The organism is Ruegeria sp. AM5 (genome assembly GCF_056540645.1).
This window is the reverse complement of sequence record NZ_JBQFXC010000002.1, coordinates 639,656-661,542: the sequence shown is the minus strand read 5'-3', so window position 1 is coordinate 661,542 and position 21,887 is coordinate 639,656. Positions and strand designations below refer to the sequence as shown.

21 protein-coding genes and 2 pseudogenes are annotated in these 21,887 nt (G+C 57.1%); 14 read left to right on the top strand and 9 right to left on the bottom strand.

Annotated elements, in window-relative coordinates; all coding sequences use genetic code 11:
- Nucleotides 1–59: 59 nt before the first annotated feature.
- Together ACR0AH_RS08845 and ACR0AH_RS08840 are read right to left on the bottom strand one after the other, a co-directional pair.
- Nucleotides 60–710, bottom strand: coding sequence for a ChrR family anti-sigma-E factor (locus tag ACR0AH_RS08845; RefSeq protein WP_170566991.1), 651 nt, complete (start codon nt 708–710; stop codon nt 60–62).
- Nucleotides 711–720: 10 nt separating this feature from the next.
- Nucleotides 721–1,236 carry a sigma-70 family RNA polymerase sigma factor gene (locus ACR0AH_RS08840; protein WP_370644455.1) on the bottom strand — a complete coding sequence of 172 codons (516 nt, stop codon included), beginning with the start codon at nt 1,234–1,236 and terminating at the stop codon, nt 721–723.
- 288 nt (nt 1,237–1,524) lie between these two features.
- Here ACR0AH_RS08840 and ACR0AH_RS08835 point away from each other — a divergent pair, with 288 nt between their 5' ends.
- The 4 genes from ACR0AH_RS08835 (at nt 1,525) to ACR0AH_RS08820 (ending at nt 3,325) form a co-directional block, all read left to right on the top strand.
- On the top strand, nt 1,525–2,295 hold the full coding sequence (locus ACR0AH_RS08835) for a DUF1365 domain-containing protein (protein WP_480591457.1): 771 nt from the start codon (nt 1,525–1,527) through the stop codon (nt 2,293–2,295).
- Nucleotides 2,296–2,382: 87 nt separating this feature from the next.
- The gene (locus tag ACR0AH_RS08830) at nt 2,383–2,700 is read left to right on the top strand and encodes a DUF3775 domain-containing protein (protein WP_170408475.1); all 318 of its coding nucleotides are present in this window, start codon (nt 2,383–2,385) and stop codon (nt 2,698–2,700) included.
- A 130-nt stretch (nt 2,701–2,830) separates the two neighbouring features.
- Nucleotides 2,831–3,067: a DUF1127 domain-containing protein gene (locus ACR0AH_RS08825; protein ID WP_480591454.1), complete on the top strand. Its 237-nt coding sequence runs from the start codon at nt 2,831–2,833 to the stop codon at nt 3,065–3,067.
- Nucleotides 3,068–3,124: 57 nt separating this feature from the next.
- The gene (locus tag ACR0AH_RS08820; RefSeq protein WP_480563455.1) at nt 3,125–3,325 is read left to right on the top strand and encodes a DUF1127 domain-containing protein; all 201 of its coding nucleotides are present in this window, start codon (nt 3,125–3,127) and stop codon (nt 3,323–3,325) included.
- 66 nt (nt 3,326–3,391) lie between these two features.
- Here ACR0AH_RS08820 and ACR0AH_RS08815 read toward each other — a convergent pair whose 3' ends face one another.
- Genes ACR0AH_RS08815 through ACR0AH_RS08800 form a run of 4 tightly spaced genes read right to left on the bottom strand, consistent with a single transcriptional unit; the run spans nt 3,392 to nt 6,883 of the window.
- Complete coding sequence (locus ACR0AH_RS08815) at nt 3,392–4,534, bottom strand: saccharopine dehydrogenase family protein (RefSeq protein WP_480591451.1); 1,143 nt, start codon at nt 4,532–4,534, stop codon at nt 3,392–3,394.
- 3 nt (nt 4,535–4,537) lie between these two features.
- Nucleotides 4,538–5,593, bottom strand: a complete 1,056-nt coding sequence (locus ACR0AH_RS08810) for a saccharopine dehydrogenase (RefSeq protein ID WP_170566997.1) — start codon at nt 5,591–5,593, stop codon at nt 4,538–4,540.
- A 14-nt stretch (nt 5,594–5,607) separates the two neighbouring features.
- Nucleotides 5,608–6,222, bottom strand: coding sequence for a glutathione S-transferase family protein (locus ACR0AH_RS08805; RefSeq protein WP_170566999.1), 615 nt, complete (start codon nt 6,220–6,222; stop codon nt 5,608–5,610).
- Between the two features lie 10 nt (nt 6,223–6,232).
- Nucleotides 6,233–6,883 (bottom strand): histidine phosphatase family protein, encoded by a 651-nt coding sequence (locus ACR0AH_RS08800; protein WP_170514965.1) that lies wholly within the window; start codon nt 6,881–6,883, stop codon nt 6,233–6,235.
- A gap of 129 nt (nt 6,884–7,012) precedes the next feature.
- Here ACR0AH_RS08800 and ACR0AH_RS08795 point away from each other — a divergent pair, with 129 nt between their 5' ends.
- The 7 genes from ACR0AH_RS08795 (at nt 7,013) to ACR0AH_RS08765 (ending at nt 16,622) form a co-directional block, all read left to right on the top strand.
- Nucleotides 7,013–8,200, top strand: a complete 1,188-nt coding sequence (locus ACR0AH_RS08795; RefSeq protein WP_480591448.1) for a Zn-dependent hydrolase — start codon at nt 7,013–7,015, stop codon at nt 8,198–8,200.
- A gap of 291 nt (nt 8,201–8,491) precedes the next feature.
- A complete protein-coding gene (gcvT, locus tag ACR0AH_RS08790) occupies nt 8,492–9,589 on the top strand; it encodes a glycine cleavage system aminomethyltransferase GcvT (protein ID WP_480439042.1) in 1,098 nt (365 codons plus the stop codon).
- A gap of 17 nt (nt 9,590–9,606) precedes the next feature.
- A complete protein-coding gene (gcvH, locus tag ACR0AH_RS08785) occupies nt 9,607–9,972 on the top strand; it encodes a glycine cleavage system protein GcvH (protein WP_170393732.1) in 366 nt (121 codons plus the stop codon).
- Nucleotides 9,973–10,083: 111 nt separating this feature from the next.
- The gene (gcvP, locus tag ACR0AH_RS08780; RefSeq protein WP_170509015.1) at nt 10,084–12,939 is read left to right on the top strand and encodes an aminomethyl-transferring glycine dehydrogenase; all 2,856 of its coding nucleotides are present in this window, start codon (nt 10,084–10,086) and stop codon (nt 12,937–12,939) included.
- 96 nt (nt 12,940–13,035) lie between these two features.
- The gene (locus tag ACR0AH_RS08775; RefSeq protein ID WP_170561483.1) at nt 13,036–14,031 is read left to right on the top strand and encodes a helix-turn-helix domain-containing protein; all 996 of its coding nucleotides are present in this window, start codon (nt 13,036–13,038) and stop codon (nt 14,029–14,031) included.
- Nucleotides 14,032–14,348: 317 nt separating this feature from the next.
- On the top strand, nt 14,349–15,365 hold the full coding sequence (locus ACR0AH_RS08770) for a GlxA family transcriptional regulator (protein WP_170801809.1): 1,017 nt from the start codon (nt 14,349–14,351) through the stop codon (nt 15,363–15,365).
- Nucleotides 15,366–15,473: 108 nt separating this feature from the next.
- Complete coding sequence (locus tag ACR0AH_RS08765) at nt 15,474–16,622, top strand: amidohydrolase (protein WP_170735870.1); 1,149 nt, start codon at nt 15,474–15,476, stop codon at nt 16,620–16,622.
- An 89-nt stretch (nt 16,623–16,711) separates the two neighbouring features.
- Here the strand turns inward: ACR0AH_RS08765 and ACR0AH_RS08760 are convergent, their stop codons facing one another.
- Together ACR0AH_RS08760 and ACR0AH_RS08755 are read right to left on the bottom strand one after the other, a co-directional pair.
- Nucleotides 16,712–18,691, bottom strand: coding sequence for a bifunctional 2',3'-cyclic-nucleotide 2'-phosphodiesterase/3'-nucleotidase (locus tag ACR0AH_RS08760; protein ID WP_170637181.1), 1,980 nt, complete (start codon nt 18,689–18,691; stop codon nt 16,712–16,714).
- A gap of 240 nt (nt 18,692–18,931) precedes the next feature.
- Nucleotides 18,932–19,324, bottom strand: a pseudogene (locus ACR0AH_RS08755) (IS5/IS1182 family transposase); the annotation flags it as partial.
- A gap of 268 nt (nt 19,325–19,592) precedes the next feature.
- On the opposite strand from ACR0AH_RS08755, the gene ACR0AH_RS08750 reads away from it, so the two are divergent.
- Nucleotides 19,593–19,799 (top strand): hypothetical protein, encoded by a 207-nt coding sequence (locus tag ACR0AH_RS08750; RefSeq protein ID WP_480439039.1) that lies wholly within the window; start codon nt 19,593–19,595, stop codon nt 19,797–19,799.
- A gap of 33 nt (nt 19,800–19,832) precedes the next feature.
- Nucleotides 19,833–19,997, top strand: a complete 165-nt coding sequence (locus tag ACR0AH_RS08745) for a hypothetical protein (protein WP_170732836.1) — start codon at nt 19,833–19,835, stop codon at nt 19,995–19,997.
- Between the two features lie 104 nt (nt 19,998–20,101).
- Here ACR0AH_RS08745 and ACR0AH_RS08740 read toward each other — a convergent pair whose 3' ends face one another.
- Nucleotides 20,102–20,758 carry a GntR family transcriptional regulator gene (locus ACR0AH_RS08740; protein WP_170423179.1) on the bottom strand — a complete coding sequence of 219 codons (657 nt, stop codon included), beginning with the start codon at nt 20,756–20,758 and terminating at the stop codon, nt 20,102–20,104.
- Between the two features lie 138 nt (nt 20,759–20,896).
- On the opposite strand from ACR0AH_RS08740, the pseudogene dctP reads away from it, so the two are divergent.
- Nucleotides 20,897–21,883, top strand: a pseudogene (dctP, locus tag ACR0AH_RS08735) (TRAP transporter substrate-binding protein DctP).
- Nucleotides 21,884–21,887 lie beyond the last annotated feature (4 nt).

Below are 21,887 nucleotides of genomic sequence, written 5' to 3'. Positions count from 1 at the left end.
TTAAGAACATTGAAAACCCCGATTTAGTTAGCGTCGATAAACAACCCTACCACAACGGATCAGATTCGAAGGAATGGCTGGAACAGGCGCGGCATCAGCTTGCTGAACTTCAGTGGAGCATCAGTGACGGCCAGGCAAATGCAGTCTTCAGAGATATCTGCCGTAGGGGTATGATGGATAGACTGATCAGCGATTTCGACATCGCCGCGGTCGAAGCGGTCGATCTCGTCAGAGAATGCACCCTGCAGGACCATCGTCAGTTCGATGCCTTTATGGCTGTGATCCGGCACTGCTGCCCCGGCGGGGATAAACAACAACCGGGCGGTGGCTTCGCTGGTCGTGGGCAGGATTGCCTGTTTGACACCCATGCCGACGGGCTTCCATTTGATCGCGTTCACGTCGCCGCCGACATAGTCCTGCAGCGGTGTCGGAAGAACTGCACAAGACGGGTGCGCGGGTTTCACCTTTGGTGCGCCCTGAGCAATCAACGCCATTGTTGCCGCCAGCGAACCGTCACTCATGCTTGCTGACACATCTTGTTCCTGCAAAACGCATCCGCCAACTGCGTCAAAGCTTTCAGCGCGGGCGCGACAGTGGTCGCACAGAGAAAGATGCGTTGCGACCATCAGGTCAAACGCTTCGGGCAGATTGCCTGCGGCATAGGCCATCAGCAGGTCGTCTGTCAGGTGATGTTTAATCTCGTTTTTCATGCTCGTCATCTCAGTTCATCGCGTGGCGCAAGCGGTCCAGCGCCAGCCGTATCCGTGATTTGATCGTTCCCAAGGGCAACCCGGTCTGAGATGCGATTTCTCGATGGCTCAGATCTCCGAAGTAGGCCTTCTCGATCAGCTGTCTTTGCGCCTCAGGTAATGCCGCCATGGCATCACGCAGCTGCGCGGTTTCTTGTTGCAGCGCTAGAACGTCTTCCTGTTCCGGCTCCGCCTCCGGCCCCCACCCGAGGTCTTCGGGTTCTGGGCGGCGTTGCTTGCGCAATACGTCAATGCGCTTGTTCCTTGCGATCGTGAACACCCAGGTCGCAACCGTTGCCCTTGTCGGGTCAAACAGATGCGCCTTGTGCCACAAGGTCGCCATGACCTCCTGCGCGCATTCTTCAGCCAGGGCGGCATCCGAACCGGACTTGATCAGGAACGCCTTGATACGAGGCGCGAAATGCTGAAACAGTTCGGCGAAGGCCGCCTGATCCTGAGCGTCTCGGATTCGACGGACGTGTTCCACCCAATCCTTTCTGGCGCCACAAGTATTATTCTGTCCGTTCACCGAGTTGCCCTTAAAACGCTTAGGTCCGCGCCAAACAATTCTTGCAGCAGCTTCTGCCGCCGGTTCGTCCAATGTCGCGGTGTCAGTCTCGGTAAACATAACCACAATACGTGGGGACACCCAAGGTGGATCAGTCGGTTGGATAAATTTCATCCAAAACCGGCTGAATATCGTATTGTGAGATACCAGATATGCGGAAATGCATGTCAATTGAATGATTTGCGGGCAGGACGGAAAATCTGTTTCATGAACAGAATTGATTATATCGCGGGCCATACCTTTCACGGGCGCAAAGGTGCAGTCGAGAATGCGTTTCGCTATTCCGTCGATTACATCTTGCTAGACCCCGAGGCCCACCCCAAGACCCCATCCCTGTTTTCGATCAATGGCGCGAACCTGACAAGCTGGCGAGATTGCGATCATGGGGGTGAACCTGGTCAGGGTCGCGGGGCGATCTGGCTGCGTGAATGCTTTGAGGCGCAAGATATTCCACAACCGGACAGGATGACCTTGCTGACACAACCCCGTGTGTTAGGGCATGTGTTCAATCCGGTCAGTTTCTGGTTCTGTTTTGATAAAGATAACCAGCTTTATGCTGTGGTGGCCGAGGTGACCAACACTTATGGCACACGCCATAGCTATTTGTGCCACAAACCCGATCTTTCACCGATTGCACCTACCGATCGGATATTTTCGGACAAGCTGATGCATGTCTCTCCGTTTCAGAAGATCGAGGGCACCTATACCTTCCGCTTTGACTATCAGGACGAACGTGTTGGTGTCTGGATCGATTATGGGCGTGCCCGAGGCGGTTTGATTGCCACGCTGACCGGTCCGCGCCAGCCGTACAGCAACCGGATCATTCTAAAGTCTCTCTGGCGGCGTCCGTTCGGCGCGCGCCGGGCGGTGTTTCTGATCCACTGGCAGGCGGTGAAGCTGTGGTTCAAACGGGCGCGGTTCAGCCCGTTTCGTACCGCGCCGGTTCCCGATCAGCCTGTATCCCGGTCGCGGCACTAAAGCCCTCCGCTTTGCGCAAGATCAAAGACGGTCACCTGTGGGATCGTGCAGAAATGCTTGGACCGCGAACACGAGGAGTTGAGACAGATGTTGGAAATCTCGGCAAGAAAGATCGCCCAGGTGGCCATGATGGGGCGTGAACTGGACCGGGCCGAGGGCGAATTGCGCGCATTCATCGACCGTATGGGTGAGGATGAGCAAGCAGAGCTGGTGGCCGTCATGTGGATCGGTCGAGAAAGCTTTTTTGCCGAGGATTTGGCCGAAGCGATTGCGACGGCTAAGTCCGAAGCCTCGACGCCTTGCGCGGATTATCTGATCGGAACACCGCATTTGTCGGACCATCTGGAAAACGGTTTGGATGCGCTGGGAATTTCAGCCGAGGACGTTGAAAACGATCTGATGTAGTCGGTGATCTGGCGACGGGTCAGCTTATCCTAGCGTATGAAGCAAAATTAATGCGGCCTTCCGTCGGGGTTAATGTCGAGTTCTTTGATCAGGTTCATCAAACACAGCGATGAATCTAGGAGGAACCGTCATGGCACATGTCAATGCAACCGGAGCAGATCATCGGGATCTGCTTTTTGGCCAACTTGTGAACCAAACAGTGCCAAAGTCAGGATGGCAGCGCCGCAAGGTCTACAAGAACACGATCCGGGCGCTTGAAGAACTCAGCGATCATCAGCTTTTTGATATCGGCATTCCGCGTGGTGAGATCAGGCGGCGCGTATATCGGAACGTCTATCAGAACATACCCTATCTGAACGGCGTTTAAGCCTTTCCGGCGCTGAACGGAAATCGGTCCATTTTAAATTTTGCTGAGGTAACAAGTATGCTGGATGCCAACCCAATCCCGAAACAACCCCCTTCAAAAAGCGCATTGATGCTGTTTGACCGGGCGATGAGAATACACGCGATCAGGGCGGATATCGTTTGTGCCGCCCAGGAACTGAACCGGCTTTCTGATTCCGATCTGTCAGAACTGGGCATCAATCGCTGTGATGTTGAAGCGGTGATTGCGCAATACATCTGACGATAGCGGGTTAAGCCGCATTAAGAACGCAGCCGCTCCGAAGGTACCGGAGCGGCTGTTTGTGATTTAGGCCGTGTGGTCCACGATCTGCAGGTGCTGTGCCAGCGTGTCGATCTCGCGCATCCAGTCCTGCACCAGCTTCGGGTCGCTGGGTGCAGCGTGAACTCCTGCGGGAATAGCGCGGTTCAGCACGGCCTCGACGGCCAGTGAAACCGGGATCGAAACCAGCCGCGCCATCGCCGTCCCGCGCGCGTCGCCCCAGGCATCCATGACATAGGTTTTGTGCCAAACTTCAACGCCGTCCTTTTCCGCCTTCAGGCCCACACATAAAACCACGCGGTCAGGCTCGCCCTCGTCATAGGCGTTCTCGGCCCAGAACTGATCCGACATCTCTTTCAAGCGCGCATCGCCTTCGGGGCCGGACAGCGTTTCGATTTCGGTGAACACATCCGACCACGCGTCAGCCCAGCCGTTCAGGCGCAGGGTGCCACGGACAAATTCCTTGACCGGCCAGTGATCCTCGAACTGGTACTCGGCCTTGAAGGGGATCGAGTCGCGGTTCGGGTAGACTTCGAAGCTTTCCGGAGTGGGCAGCGGTGCGATGTAGCTGGTGATCGCGTCCCAAGGTCGGGCGACATCCAGCGGCGCGTAGTCCCGGATTGACTTGGAAGGAGAGCGCAGCGCTTTGAGCACACCCAGAGGTGACCAGCTGAATTTGTAGCGGAACGGGTTGGGATTCTTGGGAACGCCTCCGCAATAAGAGATAAAGCTCAGGTGGTTTTGGGGATCAAACGCGTCCGAGGCGCGGTAATCGGCAACCAGCGCATGCGCCATCAGATGGTCGATGCCCGGGTCCAACCCAACTTCGTTAACCAGCGCTACTCCGGCCTCGCGGGCCTTGCTGTCCAGCGCGCGCATCTCAGGTGCGATATATGAGGAAGAGACAAAGTTGGCTTCTTTCGAGATTACCAATTCTGCCAAAGGTACATGCCAGTCACCAGGCAGCATCGATACGATGGCGTCACCTTTTTCCAGCACCGCACCCAATGCGTCGATGTCGAAGGCGCGGATGTCGTCGGTGAGGTCACCGACCTCTGTCTTGGCCTTCTCAATGGTCCGGTTCCAGACAGTGACTTTGTGCCCGCCTTCAATAAGACGGCGCAGGCCGGGGATGGCCGACAGGCCGGTGCCGCACCAGTGAATCGTCATCGCTCAGATCCCTTCAATATGAGTTTTGTAAGTTGCTTCTGCCCGGCCCCAGACGCCGCTATCCAGATCGGTGAGGGTCAACAACGACGGAAGTAATTGCGCCGCGTAGTCCTCGGAACTTTCGACAGGCAGCATCGACGGCAGGTTGTCGATCGCCATAACATCCATCACCGGATCGGTGGCCACGCGCAAGGCGGGGGCATCCCATGTGGTCGCGCGGTCATAGACCGGCACCGGGTTGTAATCGCTATCCGGGTCGCAGGCCACATCGCCGATAGCTGTAAGGTTCCGCGAGGTGGTCAGCGCTGACCGTGGGACAAAGACAGGTGTGCCGGGACGAGCGAAGATACAGTTCAGGAACAGGTCGTGATCGAGGATTTCTGGGAATGGTCCGCCGCGGGCGGTTTCGGCCATGTCCCACTTGGTAACGCTGACGCCCATTGCCTCGCAGAGATCAGCCGCGCCTGTGCCAACACGGCCCAACGCACCGATGACGATGGCGCGGGGACGGTCGGCGCCGGTGGAGTCCAGCTCGGCCAGCAATTCGGCGTTCAACGTGTCTTTGTTCTTATAAACACCAACCGGCGGGCATTCTTCATTTCGTTGCTGGGCCGCCCATGTCATGAGCGTCACGGCAGCCCCCGCGTACCCAGCCCAATAGCCGAAAGCGGCAACCCGGCGGCCGTTTTCCTCGACCAGATACTCCAGATCATAAAGTGTGCCGCCGCCAGCCTTGAACCGCTGCAAAAGCGCGCGTCCTGAATGTTGCCCCTTATAGGCATGGCCGAACATGATATGGCGGTGGGGCAGGGGCGTGCCGTCCTCGGGCAGCTCCTTGAGGCCAAAGATGATCGCGTCCAGCGGGGCATTGGGCCAGGAATTCTCAGCCGCGATTTCACAGCCCGCGTCCTTGTAGCCATCAATTGCGATGGCGCGGACGGAACTTTCCTCGACCGTCACGCGGATGCCTGCCGCGATCAACGCGGCAGTGCCTTCGGGGGTCAGCCCGACCCGTTCCTCGTTCGGGCGCTGTTCTGCCCGGACCCAGAGATGTGTCATTCCAATTCCTTTTGTCAGAGCATACCGGCAGTGCGTACCGCCTGTACCGAGGGACGCGCCTCCATCGCTTCGCGGAAGGCGATGATCTTTGGAAAGGCCGAGACGTCAACACCGTCGCCCTCCAGCCAGCTGCAAACCACGTACAGGTACGCGTCGGCCAGCGAGAACGCCTCGCCCAAAACAAACGGCCCACGCAACCCGTTCGACGAGATATATGCGCAGGACTCAGTCATGTTTTGCGCGACTTTGTCCTTCATGTCTTTCCAGCTGGATTTCTTGTCTGCCCAACGGGGCCCGCGCATCTTGTGGGCATGGTTCACATGCATGGTCGAGGCGAGATAAAACATCACCTCTCGCATCCGCGCCGCCATAACCGGATCTGATGGCACCAATCCCGCCTCGGGCGCTTTAGCGGCAATGTATTCCAACAACGCTCCGGTTTCGGTCAGAATGCCGCCATCCACAACCAGTGCCGGGACCCGACCTTTTGGATTGATCTGCTTATAGGCGGGTTTGGTTTGCTCACCTCCGGCAAAGTCCAGTTGGATGGCCTCATACTCAAGCCCGGCCTCTTCCAGCGCAATTGCCACGGCGACCGAGATTGTGCGGGGGGCATAATAAAGTTGCATTGTAGCCTCCTTACAGATGGGTCTGCGCGAACTGACGGTCTGGCGCTTCCAGATGGGGCACTGCGTTGAACAGAACCGGACTTAGCTGCGCGCCAATCGGGTGCAGACGATGCATCGACGTGTTCATGATGGCAAGCGCCACCCGCGCCATCGATGGGATATCCAAGCCCATCGCCTGCCGCACCACCATCGAGATCAGCCCGCCCGAGGTTACGACAATTGCCGGACCGCCTTCGGTACCTATCTCTCGCAGAGCGTCGCGAACGCGAGTCTCGAACTCTTCAAAGGTTTCCGGCGTATCTTCGATCTCGCCCCGGGACCAGGCGGCAAAGGTGCGGGGCAAGTGCTCGACAAAGCCTTCGCGGTCGGTTGGTATTTCAACCCCGTGCTGCTGTTGGAACAACTGGGCAAGGGTGAAATACTCTATCTCATTCAGCCGCGCATCCCGAGTTGGCTGCGGCAGCCCCATGCTGGCCGCAGTTTCCACGTGCCGGTTGAGTGTGCCGCAATAAACCCGAGGGTAATGCAGGCGGGTATCGCGCAGATGCGCGCCCAGCCAACGGGCCTGTTGGTGACCCAGTTCGCTCAGCCGGTCATAGCTCAGCTCATCCCGTGCGGTTGTGTTGGCCTGCCCGTGGCGCACTAATGTGATATGTGACATGATGATCCCTCTTGCGTTGACGTCTTAGGGCAGGTTCGGGGCCGGGACCAGAGGGCTTTCACGCGGGCCCGAAAAAACTCCTATATCAGGCGAAGTTTACCGCTATGGTCACCCCGACAAGGAGGACCCATGGCTGTCGATCACACACGGTTTCTGACCGATCTACACACGCTGCGTTCATTCGGGGCTTCGGGCGTCGGCAAGGGTGTCGTCCGCCCCGCCTATTCCAAAGCTGATATCGCCGCGCGCCAGTGGCTCGCCGCGCGCATGACCGAGGCTGGCCTGACTCCGCATGTCGACCCGGTTGGAAACCTGTTCGGGTTGGCTGATGGACCCTCGCTGCTGATGGGCTCGCATTCCGACAGCCAGCCCGAGGGCGGTTGGCTGGACGGAGCCCTGGGCGTCATTGCGGCACTGGAAATCGCGCGTTCTAGTGATCGACCCATCTCGGTCGTCAGTTTTCAGGACGAAGAGGGGCGGTTCGGCGTCACCACCGGATCGGCGGTCTGGTCAGGTGGATTATCTTTGGAACAGGCGGACGTGCTGACTGATGGCTCAGGCGTCACCTTTGGCAGCGCGCGGGCTGAAATGGCAAAGAAGTCGCAAGGCTTTGTTGATCCTGTCCGGTTCAGCGGCTTCATCGAAATGCACATCGAACAGGGCCCGGCACTGGATGCAGCCGGTGAACAGATCGGCGTTGTCACCGATATCGTCGGCATCCGCGATATGGTCATCACCTTCCAAGGCCAGCAAAACCATGCTGGAACCACGCCAATGCATTTGCGACGTGACGCGTTTCAGGCCCTGTCGCTGTTCAACACGCGCCTCAATGACCGGTTCCGTAATGTGGTCACGCCGCAAACCGTCTGGACCATCGGGCGTGTTGATGTTCAACCCAATGCGTCCTCTATCGTGCCGGGACGGGTGCGGTTTTCGATGCAATGGCGCGACGGCGATCCTGAGCGTCTGGTGCGTATGGAAGACATCATTCGCGCGACCGCACAGCAGATTGCCGAAGAGCAGGGCGTAACACTAACCTACGGCCCGATGCTGGGGTTAGAGCCCGTCAGCATGGACCCGGTTTTGCGCGGTGCGCTGGAAAGCGGCGCGCAGGCCATTGCGCCGGGGCGTTGGCGCAACATGCCATCCGGAGCGCTCCACGATGCCACCAATGTCTCGCGCCTGATGCCGGTTGCGATGCTCTTTGTCCCGTCGATTGACGGAATCAGCCACGATTTTGCCGAAGACACAGCCGAAGAGGATTTGGTTGCGGGTCTCAGGGTGCTTGATCGCGCAGTTCATTCCCTTGAGGAATGAAGGTAAGTTGAAGACCATTTCATGATTTTCCACGCGAAACCAAGTTACTATCGGGGATGTCCACCAGCTATGGGCGGGTGCTCGGCACAGTTTTACTGACTCCGAACAAGGAGTGTTGCCTAACGGAAAAAAGTTTCCTATAGGAACATTATTGATGCATGCACCCGTATACTGTTCTGCCGTGATCGAGGCGATCCGCTGAAATCCTGGGCTGAATCGTTGCAATCTGTGCAGCTTGGGTCAGACTGACAGGAACGTTTCTTGGTAACTGATACAGAGCAGGTGGCCACCATGACTTCATCCTTAAAACGCACGCCTCTTCACGCTTTGCATGTTGAGTTGGGGGGTAAGTTGGTTGATTTTGCGGGATGGGAGATGCCTGTTCAGTATCCTTTGGGGATTATGGGGGAGCATAAGCAGTGTCGTGAGAAGGCGGCGGTGTTTGATGTGTCTCATATGGGTCAGGTGATTTTGCGGGGCGAGAATGTGGGTGAGAAGCTGGAAGCGCTTTGCCCGCAGGCCTATGCGACGCTGAAGGAAGGCAAGGCGCGGTACGGGTTCTTTACGAACGCAGAAGGCGGGATCATGGATGACCTGATCGTGTCGAATGCGGGCGATCATTACTTTGTGGTGGTGAACGCGGCGCTGCGGCATCAGGACATTCCGCATATGCGTGAGCACCTTGAAGGCGTTGAAGTGATCGAGATTTTCGACCGCGCGCTGGTGGCGGTTCAGGGCCCTGCGGCGGAAAACGTTGTGGGCGAACTGTGCCCCGCCGCGCGTGATCTAAAGTTCATGGAAACCACGGTTGCCGATATCAACGGTGTTGAGTGCCGTATCTCGCGGCTGGGCTATACCGGCGAGGATGGCTACGAGATCTCGATCCCCGAGGACAAGGCGATCGAGATCACCAAAGCCTTTCTGGCGCATGAGGATTGCGAGCCGGCCGGTCTGGGCGCGCGCGACAGCCTGCGGCTTGAGGCAGGTCTGTGCCTTTATGGCAATGACATCGACCAGAGCACCTCGCCGGTCGAGGCCTCGCTGGGCTGGGCGATGCAAAAGCGCCGCAAGGAAGAGGGCGGTTTCCCGGGCGCGGCCCGCGTGCAAAAGGAACTGGCCGAAGGTCCCGCGCGCAAGCTGGTGGGCATCAAGCCCGAAGGCCGTGCGCCTGCGCGTCAGGGTGTGGAAGTGCGGTGCCTTGAGGGCAACAGCATCGGTCAGATCACCTCGGGCGTGTTTGGCCCCACGGTGGGTGGACCGGTGGCGATGGGCTATGTGAGCAAAGGCCATGGCGAGCCGGGCGAGAAAGTGAACCTGATCATCCGGGGCAAGCCGCAACCGGCTGAGATCGTGGCGCTGCCCTTCGTCAAACAGAATTACAAGCGTTGAAGTCAGGAGAGAGAGACATGGCAACCTATTATTCCGAAGAGCATGAATGGCTGAGCGTTGACGGCGACACCGCCACGCTGGGCATCACCAAACACGCCGCCGAGCAATTGGGTGACGTGGTGTTCGTGGAACAGCAGGAAGCAGGCGACGAGTTCGAAAAAGGCGGCGAGATCGGCGTGATTGAATCCGTCAAGGCGGCGTCCGAGCTTTACGCACCGGTCGACGGCGAGATCACCGAGGTGAACGAGGCACTGGCCGACAATCCCGGCGCGCTGAACGAAGACCCCGAAGGCGAGGCCTGGATCTACAAGATCAAGATCGCGGACGCCTCGCAGCTCGAAGACCTGATGGACGAGGCCGGCTACAAGGCCTTCATCGGTTAACTCAGGCGGCGGGTCCGTGCGCGGCCCCGCCCCTTCATCTGTTTCCAAATACTTCCGCCGGAGGCTCCTGCCGTCTCCGCCGGGCCTGACCTATCCTTGAGGAGCGCACACATGGCCTTCAAACTGACCGATTACGAAGCCTATGACTTCGCCAACCGCCGCCATATCGGGCCCAGCCCGACCGAGATGCGCGACATGCTCAAGGTGATCGGCTTCAAGACGCTAGACGAGCTGATCGACGCCACCGTCCCGCCCGCGATCCGGCAGAAAGAGCCGCTGGACTGGGGTCCGGCGATGACCGAGCGCGATGCGCTCTTTCACATGAAAGAAGTGGCGAGCAAGAACAAGGTTCTGACTTCGCTGATCGGTCAGGGCTATTATGGCACCACCACGCCGGCGCCGATCCTGCGCAACATTCTGGAGAACCCGGCCTGGTACACGGCCTACACGCCTTATCAGCCCGAGATCAGCCAGGGCCGACTTGAGGCACTGTTGAACTTCCAGACCATGGTCAGCGACCTGACCGGGCTGGACGTGGCCAACGCGTCCTTGCTGGACGAAGCCACAGCTGCCGCCGAAGCGATGGCCATGGCCAAGCGCGGCGGTCGGTCCAAGGCCAACAACGCGGCCTTCTTTGTCGACAAGAACTGCCACCCGCAGACCATCGCGGTGATTAAAACGCGCGCCGAGCCTCTGGGCATCGAGGTGCAGGTGGCTGATCCGGACACGCTGGATGCGGGCGCGGTCTTTGGCGCCATCTTCCAGTACCCCGGCACCCATGGCCATGTGCGCGACTTCACCGCCGAGATTGCGGCGCTGCATGAACACAAGGCGATTGCCATCGTCGCCGCCGATATCCTGTCGCTGGCGCTGCTGAAGTCGCCCGGTGAGATGGGCGCGGATATCGCCATCGGCTCGACCCAGCGCTTTGGTGTGCCGATGGGCTATGGTGGCCCGCACGCCGCGTATATGGCGACCACCGACAAGCTGAAGCGCTCGATGCCGGGCCGGATCATCGGTGTCAGCATCGACAGCCGGGGCAACAAGGCTTACCGCCTGGCGCTGCAGACCCGCGAACAGCACATCCGGCGTGAGAAAGCCAACTCGAACGTTTGCACCGCGCAGGCGCTGTTGGCGGTGATTGCCTCGATGTATGCCGTGTATCACGGCCCCGACGGCATCAAGGCCATCGCGCAATCGGTGCACCGCAAGACCTCGCGTATGGCTGCCGGTCTGGAAGAGGCAGGCTTTGCTGTGGAGCCGGAAGTGTTCTTCGACACGATCACGGTTGAGGTTGGCCATCTGCAGAAAACGGTCATGGAGGCCGCTGTGGCCCGGGGCGTCAACCTGCGTAAGGTCGGCGACACGAAAGTGGGCATCAGCCTGGACGAACAGACCCGCCCCGAGACCATCGAGGCGGTCTGGGGGGCCTTCGGCATCGACCGCAAGGATGACAGCTCGAACGTGGCCTATCGCCTGCCGGATTACGCGCTGCGCGAAAGCGAGTACCTGACCCACCCGATCTTCCACAAGAACCGGGCCGAGGCCGAGATCACGCGCTACATGCGCCGTCTGGCCGACCGCGACCTGGCGCTGGACCGGGCGATGATCCCGCTGGGCTCGTGCACCATGAAGCTGAACGCCACGATCGAGATGATCCCGGTCACCTGGCCCGAGTTCGGCAACCTGCACCCGTTCTGCCCCGAAGATCAGGCGCAGGGCTATCATGAGATGATCGATGATCTGAACGACAAGTTGTGCCAGATCACCGGCTATGACGCGATCAGCCAGCAGCCCAACTCGGGCGCGCAGGGTGAGTACGCAGGCCTCTTGACCATCCGCAACTATCACTTCGCCCGGGGCGAAGGGCAGCGCAATGTCTGCCTGATCCCGACCTCGGCGCATGGGACCAACCCGGCCTCGGCGCAGATGGTCGGCTGGCAGGTTGTGCCTGTGCAGGCGGATGAGAATGGCAACATTGATCTGAATGATTTCCGCGCCAAGGCTGAAAAGCACTCCGATCATCTGGCCGCCTGCATGATCACCTACCCCTCGACCCATGGCGTGTTCGAGACCACCGTGCAGGAGGTCTGCCAGATCACCCATGATCACGGCGGTCAGGTCTATATCGACGGGGCCAACATGAACGCCATGGTCGGCCTGTCGCGTCCCGGAGACATCGGCGGTGACGTCAGCCACCTGAACCTGCACAAGACCTTCTGCATCCCCCATGGCGGCGGTGGCCCCGGCATGGGTCCGATCGGCGTCAAAGCGCATCTGACCGAGCATCTGCCCGGCCACCCGGAATACGGCACTGCCGTGGGTCCGGTCTCGGCGGCGCCCTTTGGGTCGCCCTCGATCCTGCCGGTTAGCTGGGCCTATGTGCTGCTGATGGGCGGCGCGGGTCTGACGCAGGCCACGAAAGTGGCGATCCTGAACGCCAACTACATCGCGGCGCGGCTCAAGGATGCCTACCCGATCCTCTACACCTCGGAAACGGGTCGCGTGGCGCATGAATGCATCCTCGACACCCGCCCGCTGGACGAAGCGGCCCATGTCAGCGTCGATGACATCGCTAAGCGTCTGGTGGACAGCGGCTTCCACGCGCCCACCATGTCCTGGCCGGTGGCCGGCACCCTGATGGTCGAGCCCACGGAATCGGAACCCATGGACGAGCTGGACCGCTTCTGCGACGCCATGCTGTCCATCCGCTCCGAGGCACAGGACATCATCGACGGCAAGATCGACGCGGAAAACAACCCGCTGAAAAACGCTCCCCACACGGTGCGCGATCTGGTCGGCGACTGGGACCGTCCCTACACCCGTGAACAGGCCTGCTTCCCCCCAGGCTCCATGGGCGTCGACAAATACTGGTCCCCCGTCAACCGCGTCGACAACGCATACGGCGACAGAAACCTCATCTGCACATGCCCTCCAATGACCGAATACATGGACGCAGCTGAATAAACCTCAATCAATAAACCCCCGCCAACTGGCGGGGGTTTCAATCCGAATTCGGGAACGACTGCTCGCGGCCGAAGCGCTAAAGAAGGTGGAGGAGAAATGAAGCATTATGTCCCTGTAAATGACCATGCGCATTTGACCGAAACCACGTTGGCAAGACCCAAACGAGATCATCATATCGAGATCATTCTTTGCGAGGCCGAAGCGGAAGCATCGGCAGATATGCTGGTTGATTTCTATCGTGCCCTGAATGAACTGAACGAAGGCCATACATACATTACAAATATCCGCACCATTGCCGACGGCGCGGCGGGCGGACCCTTGCACTGGGCCGGGCGAACCGCGATTTTCTGGGGGGATATCTACAAAAGCTGGCCTCTGACACCGTCGGACAAAACCTGGATCGCCCAAGTATTGAACCTGTCCTCCCGATCAATTCTCGTTGGCGGTGCAGTGTTTCTTCTCGCCCAGACCGCTCGCGCAACCAAGCGAATTGCATCGGTTCACCCCAACTTTTCTGCCGCAGCGCAAGAGGTTGGACTGATCGACGTCGGTTCGGGTACATACTGGTCCTCAGATAGCCGCACCCATAGCGCATCAACCAGATTGGGCACGTTGCGTTTGTTGTCCGATTTTGTTGCCTTTGATCACGGTGAGCATCTGGCCGAGTCAGTACGCAGCTATATCGGGTTGGCCGACAGGCAAACTACATGTGCAAGCCAACTGGCAGCTCGATTGATCAGACGTTCAAAAGCCGACCCAATGGTGCGACAGGTTGTTGAAAAGATGCAGAACAATCTGGAGGATCCGCTTAGGATACCAGAACTTGCGATGGCGCTTGGTACATCAACGCGCCAGTTACAGCGGCGGTTTCTGGACAGAACGGGTGTAAAACTGCTGACAACGTATCGGGAACTTCGCCTAGAACGGGCCTATGGCCTGCTTCAATTTACCGAGATGACCTATCTTGAAGTGGCGACCGCTACGGGCTTTTCTTCCACAAGTGCATTGGTGCGTGCGTTCCGGGATCACTATGATGCATCGCCTGAAAGTGTACGAAATCGGCGATTTGCAGGCAAAACTCAGGCTGTTTAGCTTGATCGTGTGAATCGACAGCGCAGTCGAATGCGGTTGATACCACACTGGGCCTGAACTTTTGGCATTCACCATTCATGAGGTTGACGACAGATACGATTGTTAGTCCAGTTAACAATGCTTTGCCACCGGCCCAAATATTGGCCCGGCTAAATCCTCAGTTGCCGTCTTTCAGACAAGCTCGCAGCTACGCGCTGGCCAATTGTTGTCGTAGGACCTCTCGCTTGAGATCTGCGAAGTTGATACGCTGGTGTTTCGATCGATACGATATTGTACGGGCCGGTTATCCATCCAGGTCCGCACTGGGAAAAGAGAGCATGAAACCTAGGAATTTCGTTCCGAAAGGGGCCGCGACGTTCGACATCGATTATGACGGATCATCCAACGAGATCTATTTTCTGTTGCTGCCGAAACTCACCATGCTTGCCTTTAGCGCAGCGGTTGAACCGCTGAGGATCGCCAATCAGGTCACCAACAAAGAGCTCTACAAGTGGTTTCTGATCTCTGAGGATGGGAACCCTGTTCGATGCTCCAATGGAGTCGAAATAGCAGCTGACTTGGCTCTGCATAATTTACCGCGATCATCCAGATTGTTTGTGTGTTCAGGGATCGAACCATCGGAAAGCATTAATTCAACGATCCTTTCGTGGATCAGCCGTCAGAAAGCGTTTGGCTGCAAGCTTGGTGGAATTTGTACCGGCGCATTTACGCTGGCCAAGGCAGGTATGCTGACCGGCAAGAGGTTCACACTGCATTGGGAAAACCAACCCGCCTTTGTTGAACACTTCGAACACCTGACACCATCGGCGAACCTGTATGAGATTGACAATGATCTGATGACCTGCGGTGGAGGTAACGCGGCAACCGATATGGTACTGGACATGATTGAAACCGACTTCGGAAAGGATCTGGCCATCATCGTCTCGGACATGTGCATCCACTCACGATCCAACAATCAAAAAACGCTCCAGAAATCCGCGTTTTCTGTCGCGTTGGGCAGTCGGAACCAATACCTGATCAACGCCATCCAGATCATGCATGAGAATCTGGAAGAGCCTCTGGATATCTCTGAGATCGCCAATATCGTTCAGATTTCTCGCCGACAGTTGGAGCGGCTGTTTCAAAAGTATGTCGAGGTTTCCCCGGTACAATTCTACATCGAGTTGCGTGTGGCGCGCGCCTACGCGTTGCTAAGCGAAACAGAAATGACCGTTGCTGAAATTGCGGCCGCCACGGGTTTTGGCAGCGCGACCCAACTGACAGTTCGGTTCAAGAAACGATACGGCGCAGCGCCGACTTCATTCAGGCGAGGCTGGTCGGGACAGAACGATTGAGAGATGCCGTGCCGGTGGACCCGTCTGCCATCGTACTCTACCAATCAGGGCTAGAGTCCGAGTTCGCCCCGCTCGGATAGCACCTGTAATCTGGGAACATTGACCGCCATGGAATTGAACCAACCCGAACTGCGCCAACTTAGGCGGTCATTCCACAGACACCCCGAATTGGGCTTCAATGAAACGAAAACCAAAGCCAAAGTTGCGGCGCTGCTACGTCAATACGGGCTTGAAGTTCATGAAGGCGTGGGCGTGGTGGGTATCCTCAGGGCCGGTCAAGGCAACCGCGCGATCGGATTACGCGCAGATATGGACGCGCTACCCATTCAAGAAGCCAGCGATCATGATTACGTGTCACAAAATCCCGGCATTATGCACGCCTGTGGCCATGATGGTCACATGACGATGCTGTTGGGCGCAGCAAAGACTTTGTCCTCGGATCCCGGTTTCAGCGGCACGGTGGTGTTCCTGTTTCAACCGAATGAAGAGCTTGGCCTTGGGGCTAAAGCAATGCTGGAAGAGAATGTCTTGACGCGATTTCCAATCGAAGAAGTCTACGCCATACATAACCTGCCCGGGGCGCCCGCCGGACAGATGTCGACCCGAACTGGGCAGATCTGTTCCTCGGAAAGCCTGTTCGAAATTACGATCAAGGGGCAAGGGGGTCATGCGTCCATGCCGCAGGCGGGGCGTGACGCGCTGACGATCGGGTCCGAGATCGTTCTGGCGCTTCAGACAATTGTTGCGCGCAAGCTGGCCCCGGGCGCCGGGGCGGTTGTGTCGGTGACCGAATTTCTGACCGATGGGCAGCGCAACGTCCTGCCAGGAACCGCGACGCTAAAGGGTGATGCGCGGGCACGCAGCCCCGAAGATCGAAACAAGATCGAAGAACACATCCGCAGGATTGCGCATGGCATCGCATCCGCCCATGGCGTTGAGGTCCAAGTGGATTTCAAAACTGAGTTCATCGAAACGATCAACGCACCGATCCCGACCGAAGCTGCCATCCGCGTCGCGCAGCAATCCGGACTGGACACCCTCCCCGATCGTCAGCCGATGAGTTTTTCAGAAGATTTCGCGCATTTCTGCGAAGCCGTACCCGGCTGCTTTATTCTGCTGGGCAACGGTGAAACTGGCCCGAATGGGCAACCGCTGCATTCGAATGACTACGACTTCAACGATGCGTTACTGCCGATCGGCGCGGAATACTGGGCAAATCTCGTGCGCGATAGGCTTCCGCTTCAAGATGAAGACTGAACGGGGCCCAGCAACATAGCACCTTCGAACGGCCGTCAGATGAATGATCTAAGACGGCCGCTCACACTGTAATTTGGACCTTACCCTTGCTAGAGCCTGATGCGGAATGCCGCAAACCCATCAGCGCCTTCACCGGCATCCTCGATGGTGACGCCTTTGACTTCGCCCATGTAGTCGCGCGCTTTTGGACCAGTTTCAAACAACACGGTAGTGTCAGAAAGCGGCGCGAACGACCAGTTTGCATCGGCCTTGGGATCGATTGTTCCTTGCTCGACGATATATCGCACGATCACGTCGCGGTTGGTGTCAGGGGCTTCGAACACGACGGTATCACCCATTGCGCCCGGGAAAGAGCCGCCGCCTGAAGCGCGATAGTTGTTGGTGGCAATGATGAACTCCATGTCATCCGTGACCGCCTCACCGTTGAAGGCCAAATCTACGATACGGGCTGCATCCGGGTTGATCTCTTCCCCCTTGGGTCCAAAGCGCGACGGTTGCGATAAGTCGATCTGGTAGGTCACACCGTCCATCACGTCGAAATTGTAAGACGGGAAGTCCGGGTTTAGCAAAATCGCATCCTCGGATCCCGCCTCGATCTGATTGAACATACCCGCCGAGCGTTCCAACCAACCCCGAACCTGAGCACCGTTCACGCGTACCGCGCGCACGGTATTGGGATACAGGTAAAGATCAGCCACGTTTTTGATCGCAACATCGCCTACCGGAACATCTGTGTAATAGTCCGGGCCGCCGCGACCCCCTGCCTTGAACGGCGCTGCGGCCGATAGAATGGGCAGACCCTCATGTTCGGTGCCCTTCATCATCTCTTCGACGTACCATTTCTGCGCGATCGAGACGATTTGTACCGATGGGTCATCTGCGACCAGCGCAAAGTAGCTGTGCAGCGGGGCCGATGTCTTGCCGACCGCCCTGCGTACATAAGCCAGTGTTTCGTCGTGATCTTTCGCGACCGAGTCCAGCACCTTCTGATCGTCGCCAACAAGTGCTGTGATCGAACGGTCTTCGTTGCGTTTTGAAATCGGGCGCGCTTCAGACGTGGTCGTCACCACGCGCCATTCGTTTCCGTCGCGCTCAAGCAGCAGGTCCAGCAGGCCAAGATGCGACCCCCAGAAGCCGCCCATGACCGCAGGTTTACCCATCAAGGTCCCCGTTTCGACATCAATTCCAGGGCGATCCGCAAAGGTAGCGGACGGGAACACCAGGTGATTATGCCCGGTCACCAGCGCATCGATGCCATCAACCCCCGCCAAAACGACCGAAGCATTTTCCATTCCATCAGCATGATCAGCATCCCCAATGCCTGAATGCGACAGGGCAATGATCAGGTCACACCCTTGTTCTTGCATCTCGGGTACGTAAGCCTGCGCCGTTTCGACTATGTCACGCGCCTGCACGTTGCCTTCCAGATGCTTGCGATCCCAGTTCATGATCTGAGGCGGAGTAAATCCGATGACACCAACCTTGATCGGATGCTTGCTGCCATCCCCCATTTCAATCTCACGCTCAAGGATGGCATAGGGCTTCACCAGAGTCATATCATCGCGGGGGGACGCCCCAGTCTCTTTTGCAACATTGGCCAGAACCACGGGGAATTCTGCACCAGCAAGCGCTTTTTCAAGGAAATCTAGGCCATAGTTGAACTCGTGATTGCCCAAAGTGGCAGCGTCATAACCAACAGTATTGAAGGCAGTGATGATCGGATGGCTGTCGCCTTCTTTCATGCCACGCTCATAGGCGATGTAATCGCCCATCGGATTGCCTTGCAGAAAATCTCCATTATCGACGAGCAGCGAATTTGTCGCCTCGGAACGGATCTCATTAATGATCGAAGCGGTCCGCGACAGCCCGACAGTATCGCGCGGTTTGTCCGCATAGTAATCGTATGGGAACACGTGAACATGGATGTCAGTGGTTTCCATGATCCTCAGATGCGCCTGATTGTTGGCCGCCGCCGCCGAAAAGGGATGCAAGGTGATGGCAGCAGCGCTGGCGGTCGTAGTGGCAAGAAACTGACGGCGCGAAATCAAACTACGATTGGAATAGGACATAAGGCACCTCTCAGGTTTGTGGATCGACGCGTGTTCTGGATGCTTTTCACAACAAGGGTATGACAGTGAAGATCTTTGCAACAAACATGTCGAACTTGGGGGTAGGATCCTAAAAGCCTATTGTATTGAATTGCTCAGTCCAAGCCACTTTACGCACCAAAGGCGATTGCAGCGAACTGCCCCCATCGTCAGTCCATCCAACCAATGGATGGCGGTTTCCGCGAGAGCGCTAGCTGAGAGTCAGACCCCCGAACAGCGGTCAAAGAGCGCCGCAACGCGCATTAGACCCTTGAGCCTGCCGGACATGATCTCGACGCGGTTTTGCCGTCTGTACCGACGCTTGTCATATTTGACCGGGGTCTTGCTTTGCGTTCAGCCTGCATTGCAGGCACGTATCCCCTTGTCTTGCAATGCTTCCCGGAACCGGTCGGCATCGTGGCCGCGTTCCCTGGGCAATCATTCGACATTTAGAAGGTCGCCAAGCATCGCGCATGCGCCAATGCCGACGCTGACCTGTCCGGCGGTGACAATCAGGTTAAGCGAACGCCTCTGGCTATCGCAGATGGCGTGTGACTTGGTGTTCGTGCCGCGTTTAGTTCGACCAATCAGACGCCCCCCTGCGCCGTTTTTCGAAAATTAACAAATACTTGCAACTTGCTTACATCAATTTTCTTTCAGAACATTCCCGTGTCCGGCCCGCCCAAAGTAAACATATTCAGAGCTGTATTCATCGCCGTCAGTTTGATTCTGGTGCTCGTTATCGTTGCCTCGTCAGTAGTCATATGACCCTCATTGCTGGTCTGGCGGCTCATCATCTTCACCAATATTTGTTTGTCCCGCACGGGTGGTCAAAACCGAATTGGGCACCACTTATCCGGATGAAGGCGAGCTGATCGACTAGGTGCAGCGGGCATTCGGCGATGGGATAAGCGCGCGGTACTATTGGCTTTATCGAGCCACTCGCGCGCTTCAGGTTTCAGCGGTTTTCTATCTGTTCGGCCTCGTTATGGTGCGAATTCAGGGTTTCAAGCTCTGCCCTGGAGGCGTTACGATCATTGCCATCGTGTTGGGTTGGTTCATGATACTGATCACTATGCAGATTATCTAAAAGATACTTTGGATTCTAAATGTTGGCTGGGTGATGAAATCCGCCATAATGATCCTGCTGCTGGTCTGCGGTAACCTTGGGAGCCTTCAATGTGGCTTCGCCAATGAAATCATCCTACCGACCATCATTCCTTCGTTTGTAGCCGGGATGGTCTATCTTACGGTCATCATCTTCACCTACATGGGGTTCGAAATTTGACCCGATTATATTTGAGATCTGATTCAAAGGCGCACTGGCATCAACGCTAGCTGACCAACCCAGTCGCGCTCACAATGAAATTCCGCGTGTATTAATGGCAACTGCTACTCAGCGGCGCTCTTGAGTGAAGCCATAAGGTTGCGAAACTTCTCACCTTGTACGGCGACATGGTCACGCAGCGCATTCGCTGTTTCTTCCGGTACGCCTTTTTTCAGGGCTCTGACAATTTCTTCGTGTTCGGCCATGGACTGGGCCATACGACCACGGAACCGAAGCTGCTGTCGACGGAATGGTTTGAGCCTTCTGTGCAGCTTGGAAGTTTCTTGCTCTAAGAATGCATTGCCGGACTGTTGATAGATGATTCGATGGAACCGCTCGTTTTCCAGGTAGTACGCATCGGGATTGCCCGCATCCACGGCCAGTTGGCATTTGCTGTTAGCTTCGGTCAGTTCAAGCAAAGCTTCATCGGAAATGCGCAACGCCGCAAGTCGACCACAAACGGCTTCAAGCTCGGCCATGACCTCGAACATCTCCATCAGTTCCACCGGGCCGGGCTGTCGGACAAAAGCGCCCCGCCGCGCTATCAGATCGACCAACCCCGACAAGGCAAGTCTCTGGAATGCTTCCCTAAGTGGCGTTCGTGAGACCCCGAACTGCTCAGCCAGTTTGACCTCATCTAGACGGTCACCGTCCGAAAATGTCCCGTCAAAAATCAGCTCTTCCAAATCCTGAGCGATGGTATCTGCAAGTCGTTGGTCCATAGGTTTCTGTTTTACTTGTGATTAGGCGAGAACTCAAGAAATCATATCTTGTATACAAAAACCTTGACTAAAAAAACATTACTGCCCTATGCTTCTATTCATCCCCGGCTCATCCGGGACTGAAAACGGGAGGAAAAAATGAAATCAGTGTTCAAAACGGCCGTCGCTGCGTTGGCGCTTGCATCCGCAGGTACATTGGTGTCAGCGGAGGAACTGCGCCTGTCACATCAGTGGTCGAACAAGGACATTCGCCATCAAGTAGCACAGATTGTTGCAGACGAGGTTGCGGCGGCGGACGTTGATCTGGAAATCAAGATTTTCGGCTCGAAATCGCTGTTCAAGCCGCGCGAGCAGTACAAGCCGCTCAGCCGCGGTCAATTGGATATGACCATACTGCCGCTGTCCTACGCCGGCGGTTAGCAGCCTGCCTATAATCTGACGCTGATGCCGGGATTGGTGAAAAACCACGATCACGCTGCCCGTCTGGCCGACTCGCCCTTCATGGAGGCGTTGGAAGAGAAAATGGCTCAGGACGACGTGATGGTGCTGGTGCATGGCTATCTGGCCGGTGGCTTCGCCGGTAAAGACAAGTGCATCACGAACCCTGAGGATGTCGCAGGCCTGCAGACTCGCGCGGCAGGTAAATCCTTTGAGCAGATGCTGGCCGGCGCTGATGCCTCGATCGCATCAATGGCGTCGTCGGAAATCTATAACGCCATGCAAACCGGCGTTTTGCAGGCGGCCAACACGTCGTCCTCGTCCTTTGTCAGCTACCGCATCTACGAGCAGGTTGCCTGCTATACCCCTGCGGGCGATGTGGCGCTGTGGTTCATGTATCAGCCGCTGCTGATGAACAAATCCACCTTCGACGGACTGAACCAAGATCAGCAAGCCGCATTGCTGGCTGCATCGGAAAAGGCACAGGCCTTCTATTTGGAAGAGGCCAAGAAACAGGACGCCAACTCGGCGAAAGTTTTTGCCGACGCCGGTGTTGAGATTGCGGAGATGAGCGCCGAAGACTTCGAAGCATGGCGTACGCTGGCAATGGAAACATCTTACAAGGCCTTCGTAGAAGAGGTTCCTGATGGGCAGGACCTGCTGGACAAGGCTCTGGCAGTCGAATGACCCC

Excerpts from the sequence above, each read along its gene's own strand:
- ACR0AH_RS08845 (WP_170566991.1), bottom strand. The coding sequence starts at position 710 with ATGAAAAACGAGATTAAACATCACCTGACAGACGACCTGCTGATGGCC.
- ACR0AH_RS08835 (WP_480591457.1), top strand. The coding sequence starts at position 1,525 with ATGAACAGAATTGATTATATCGCGGGCCATACCTTTCACGGGCGCAAA.
- ACR0AH_RS08830 (WP_170408475.1), top strand. The coding sequence starts at position 2,383 with ATGTTGGAAATCTCGGCAAGAAAGATCGCCCAGGTGGCCATGATGGGG.
- ACR0AH_RS08825 (WP_480591454.1), top strand. The coding sequence starts at position 2,831 with ATGGCACATGTCAATGCAACCGGAGCAGATCATCGGGATCTGCTTTTT.
- ACR0AH_RS08820 (WP_480563455.1), top strand. The coding sequence starts at position 3,125 with ATGCTGGATGCCAACCCAATCCCGAAACAACCCCCTTCAAAAAGCGCA.
- ACR0AH_RS08815 (WP_480591451.1), bottom strand. The coding sequence starts at position 4,534 with ATGACGATTCACTGGTGCGGCACCGGCCTGTCGGCCATCCCCGGCCTG.
- ACR0AH_RS08810 (WP_170566997.1), bottom strand. The coding sequence starts at position 5,593 with ATGACACATCTCTGGGTCCGGGCAGAACAGCGCCCGAACGAGGAACGG.
- ACR0AH_RS08805 (WP_170566999.1), bottom strand. The coding sequence starts at position 6,222 with ATGCAACTTTATTATGCCCCCCGCACAATCTCGGTCGCCGTGGCAATT.
- ACR0AH_RS08800 (WP_170514965.1), bottom strand. The coding sequence starts at position 6,883 with ATGTCACATATCACATTAGTGCGCCACGGGCAGGCCAACACAACCGCA.
- ACR0AH_RS08795 (WP_480591448.1), top strand. The coding sequence starts at position 7,013 with ATGGCTGTCGATCACACACGGTTTCTGACCGATCTACACACGCTGCGT.
- gcvT (WP_480439042.1), top strand. The coding sequence starts at position 8,492 with ATGACTTCATCCTTAAAACGCACGCCTCTTCACGCTTTGCATGTTGAG.
- gcvH (WP_170393732.1), top strand. The coding sequence starts at position 9,607 with ATGGCAACCTATTATTCCGAAGAGCATGAATGGCTGAGCGTTGACGGC.
- gcvP (WP_170509015.1), top strand. The coding sequence starts at position 10,084 with ATGGCCTTCAAACTGACCGATTACGAAGCCTATGACTTCGCCAACCGC.
- ACR0AH_RS08775 (WP_170561483.1), top strand. The coding sequence starts at position 13,036 with ATGAAGCATTATGTCCCTGTAAATGACCATGCGCATTTGACCGAAACC.
- ACR0AH_RS08770 (WP_170801809.1), top strand. The coding sequence starts at position 14,349 with ATGAAACCTAGGAATTTCGTTCCGAAAGGGGCCGCGACGTTCGACATC.
- ACR0AH_RS08765 (WP_170735870.1), top strand. The coding sequence starts at position 15,474 with ATGGAATTGAACCAACCCGAACTGCGCCAACTTAGGCGGTCATTCCAC.
- ACR0AH_RS08760 (WP_170637181.1), bottom strand. The coding sequence starts at position 18,691 with ATGTCCTATTCCAATCGTAGTTTGATTTCGCGCCGTCAGTTTCTTGCC.
- ACR0AH_RS08745 (WP_170732836.1), top strand. The coding sequence starts at position 19,833 with ATGAAATCCGCCATAATGATCCTGCTGCTGGTCTGCGGTAACCTTGGG.
- ACR0AH_RS08740 (WP_170423179.1), bottom strand. The coding sequence starts at position 20,758 with ATGGACCAACGACTTGCAGATACCATCGCTCAGGATTTGGAAGAGCTG.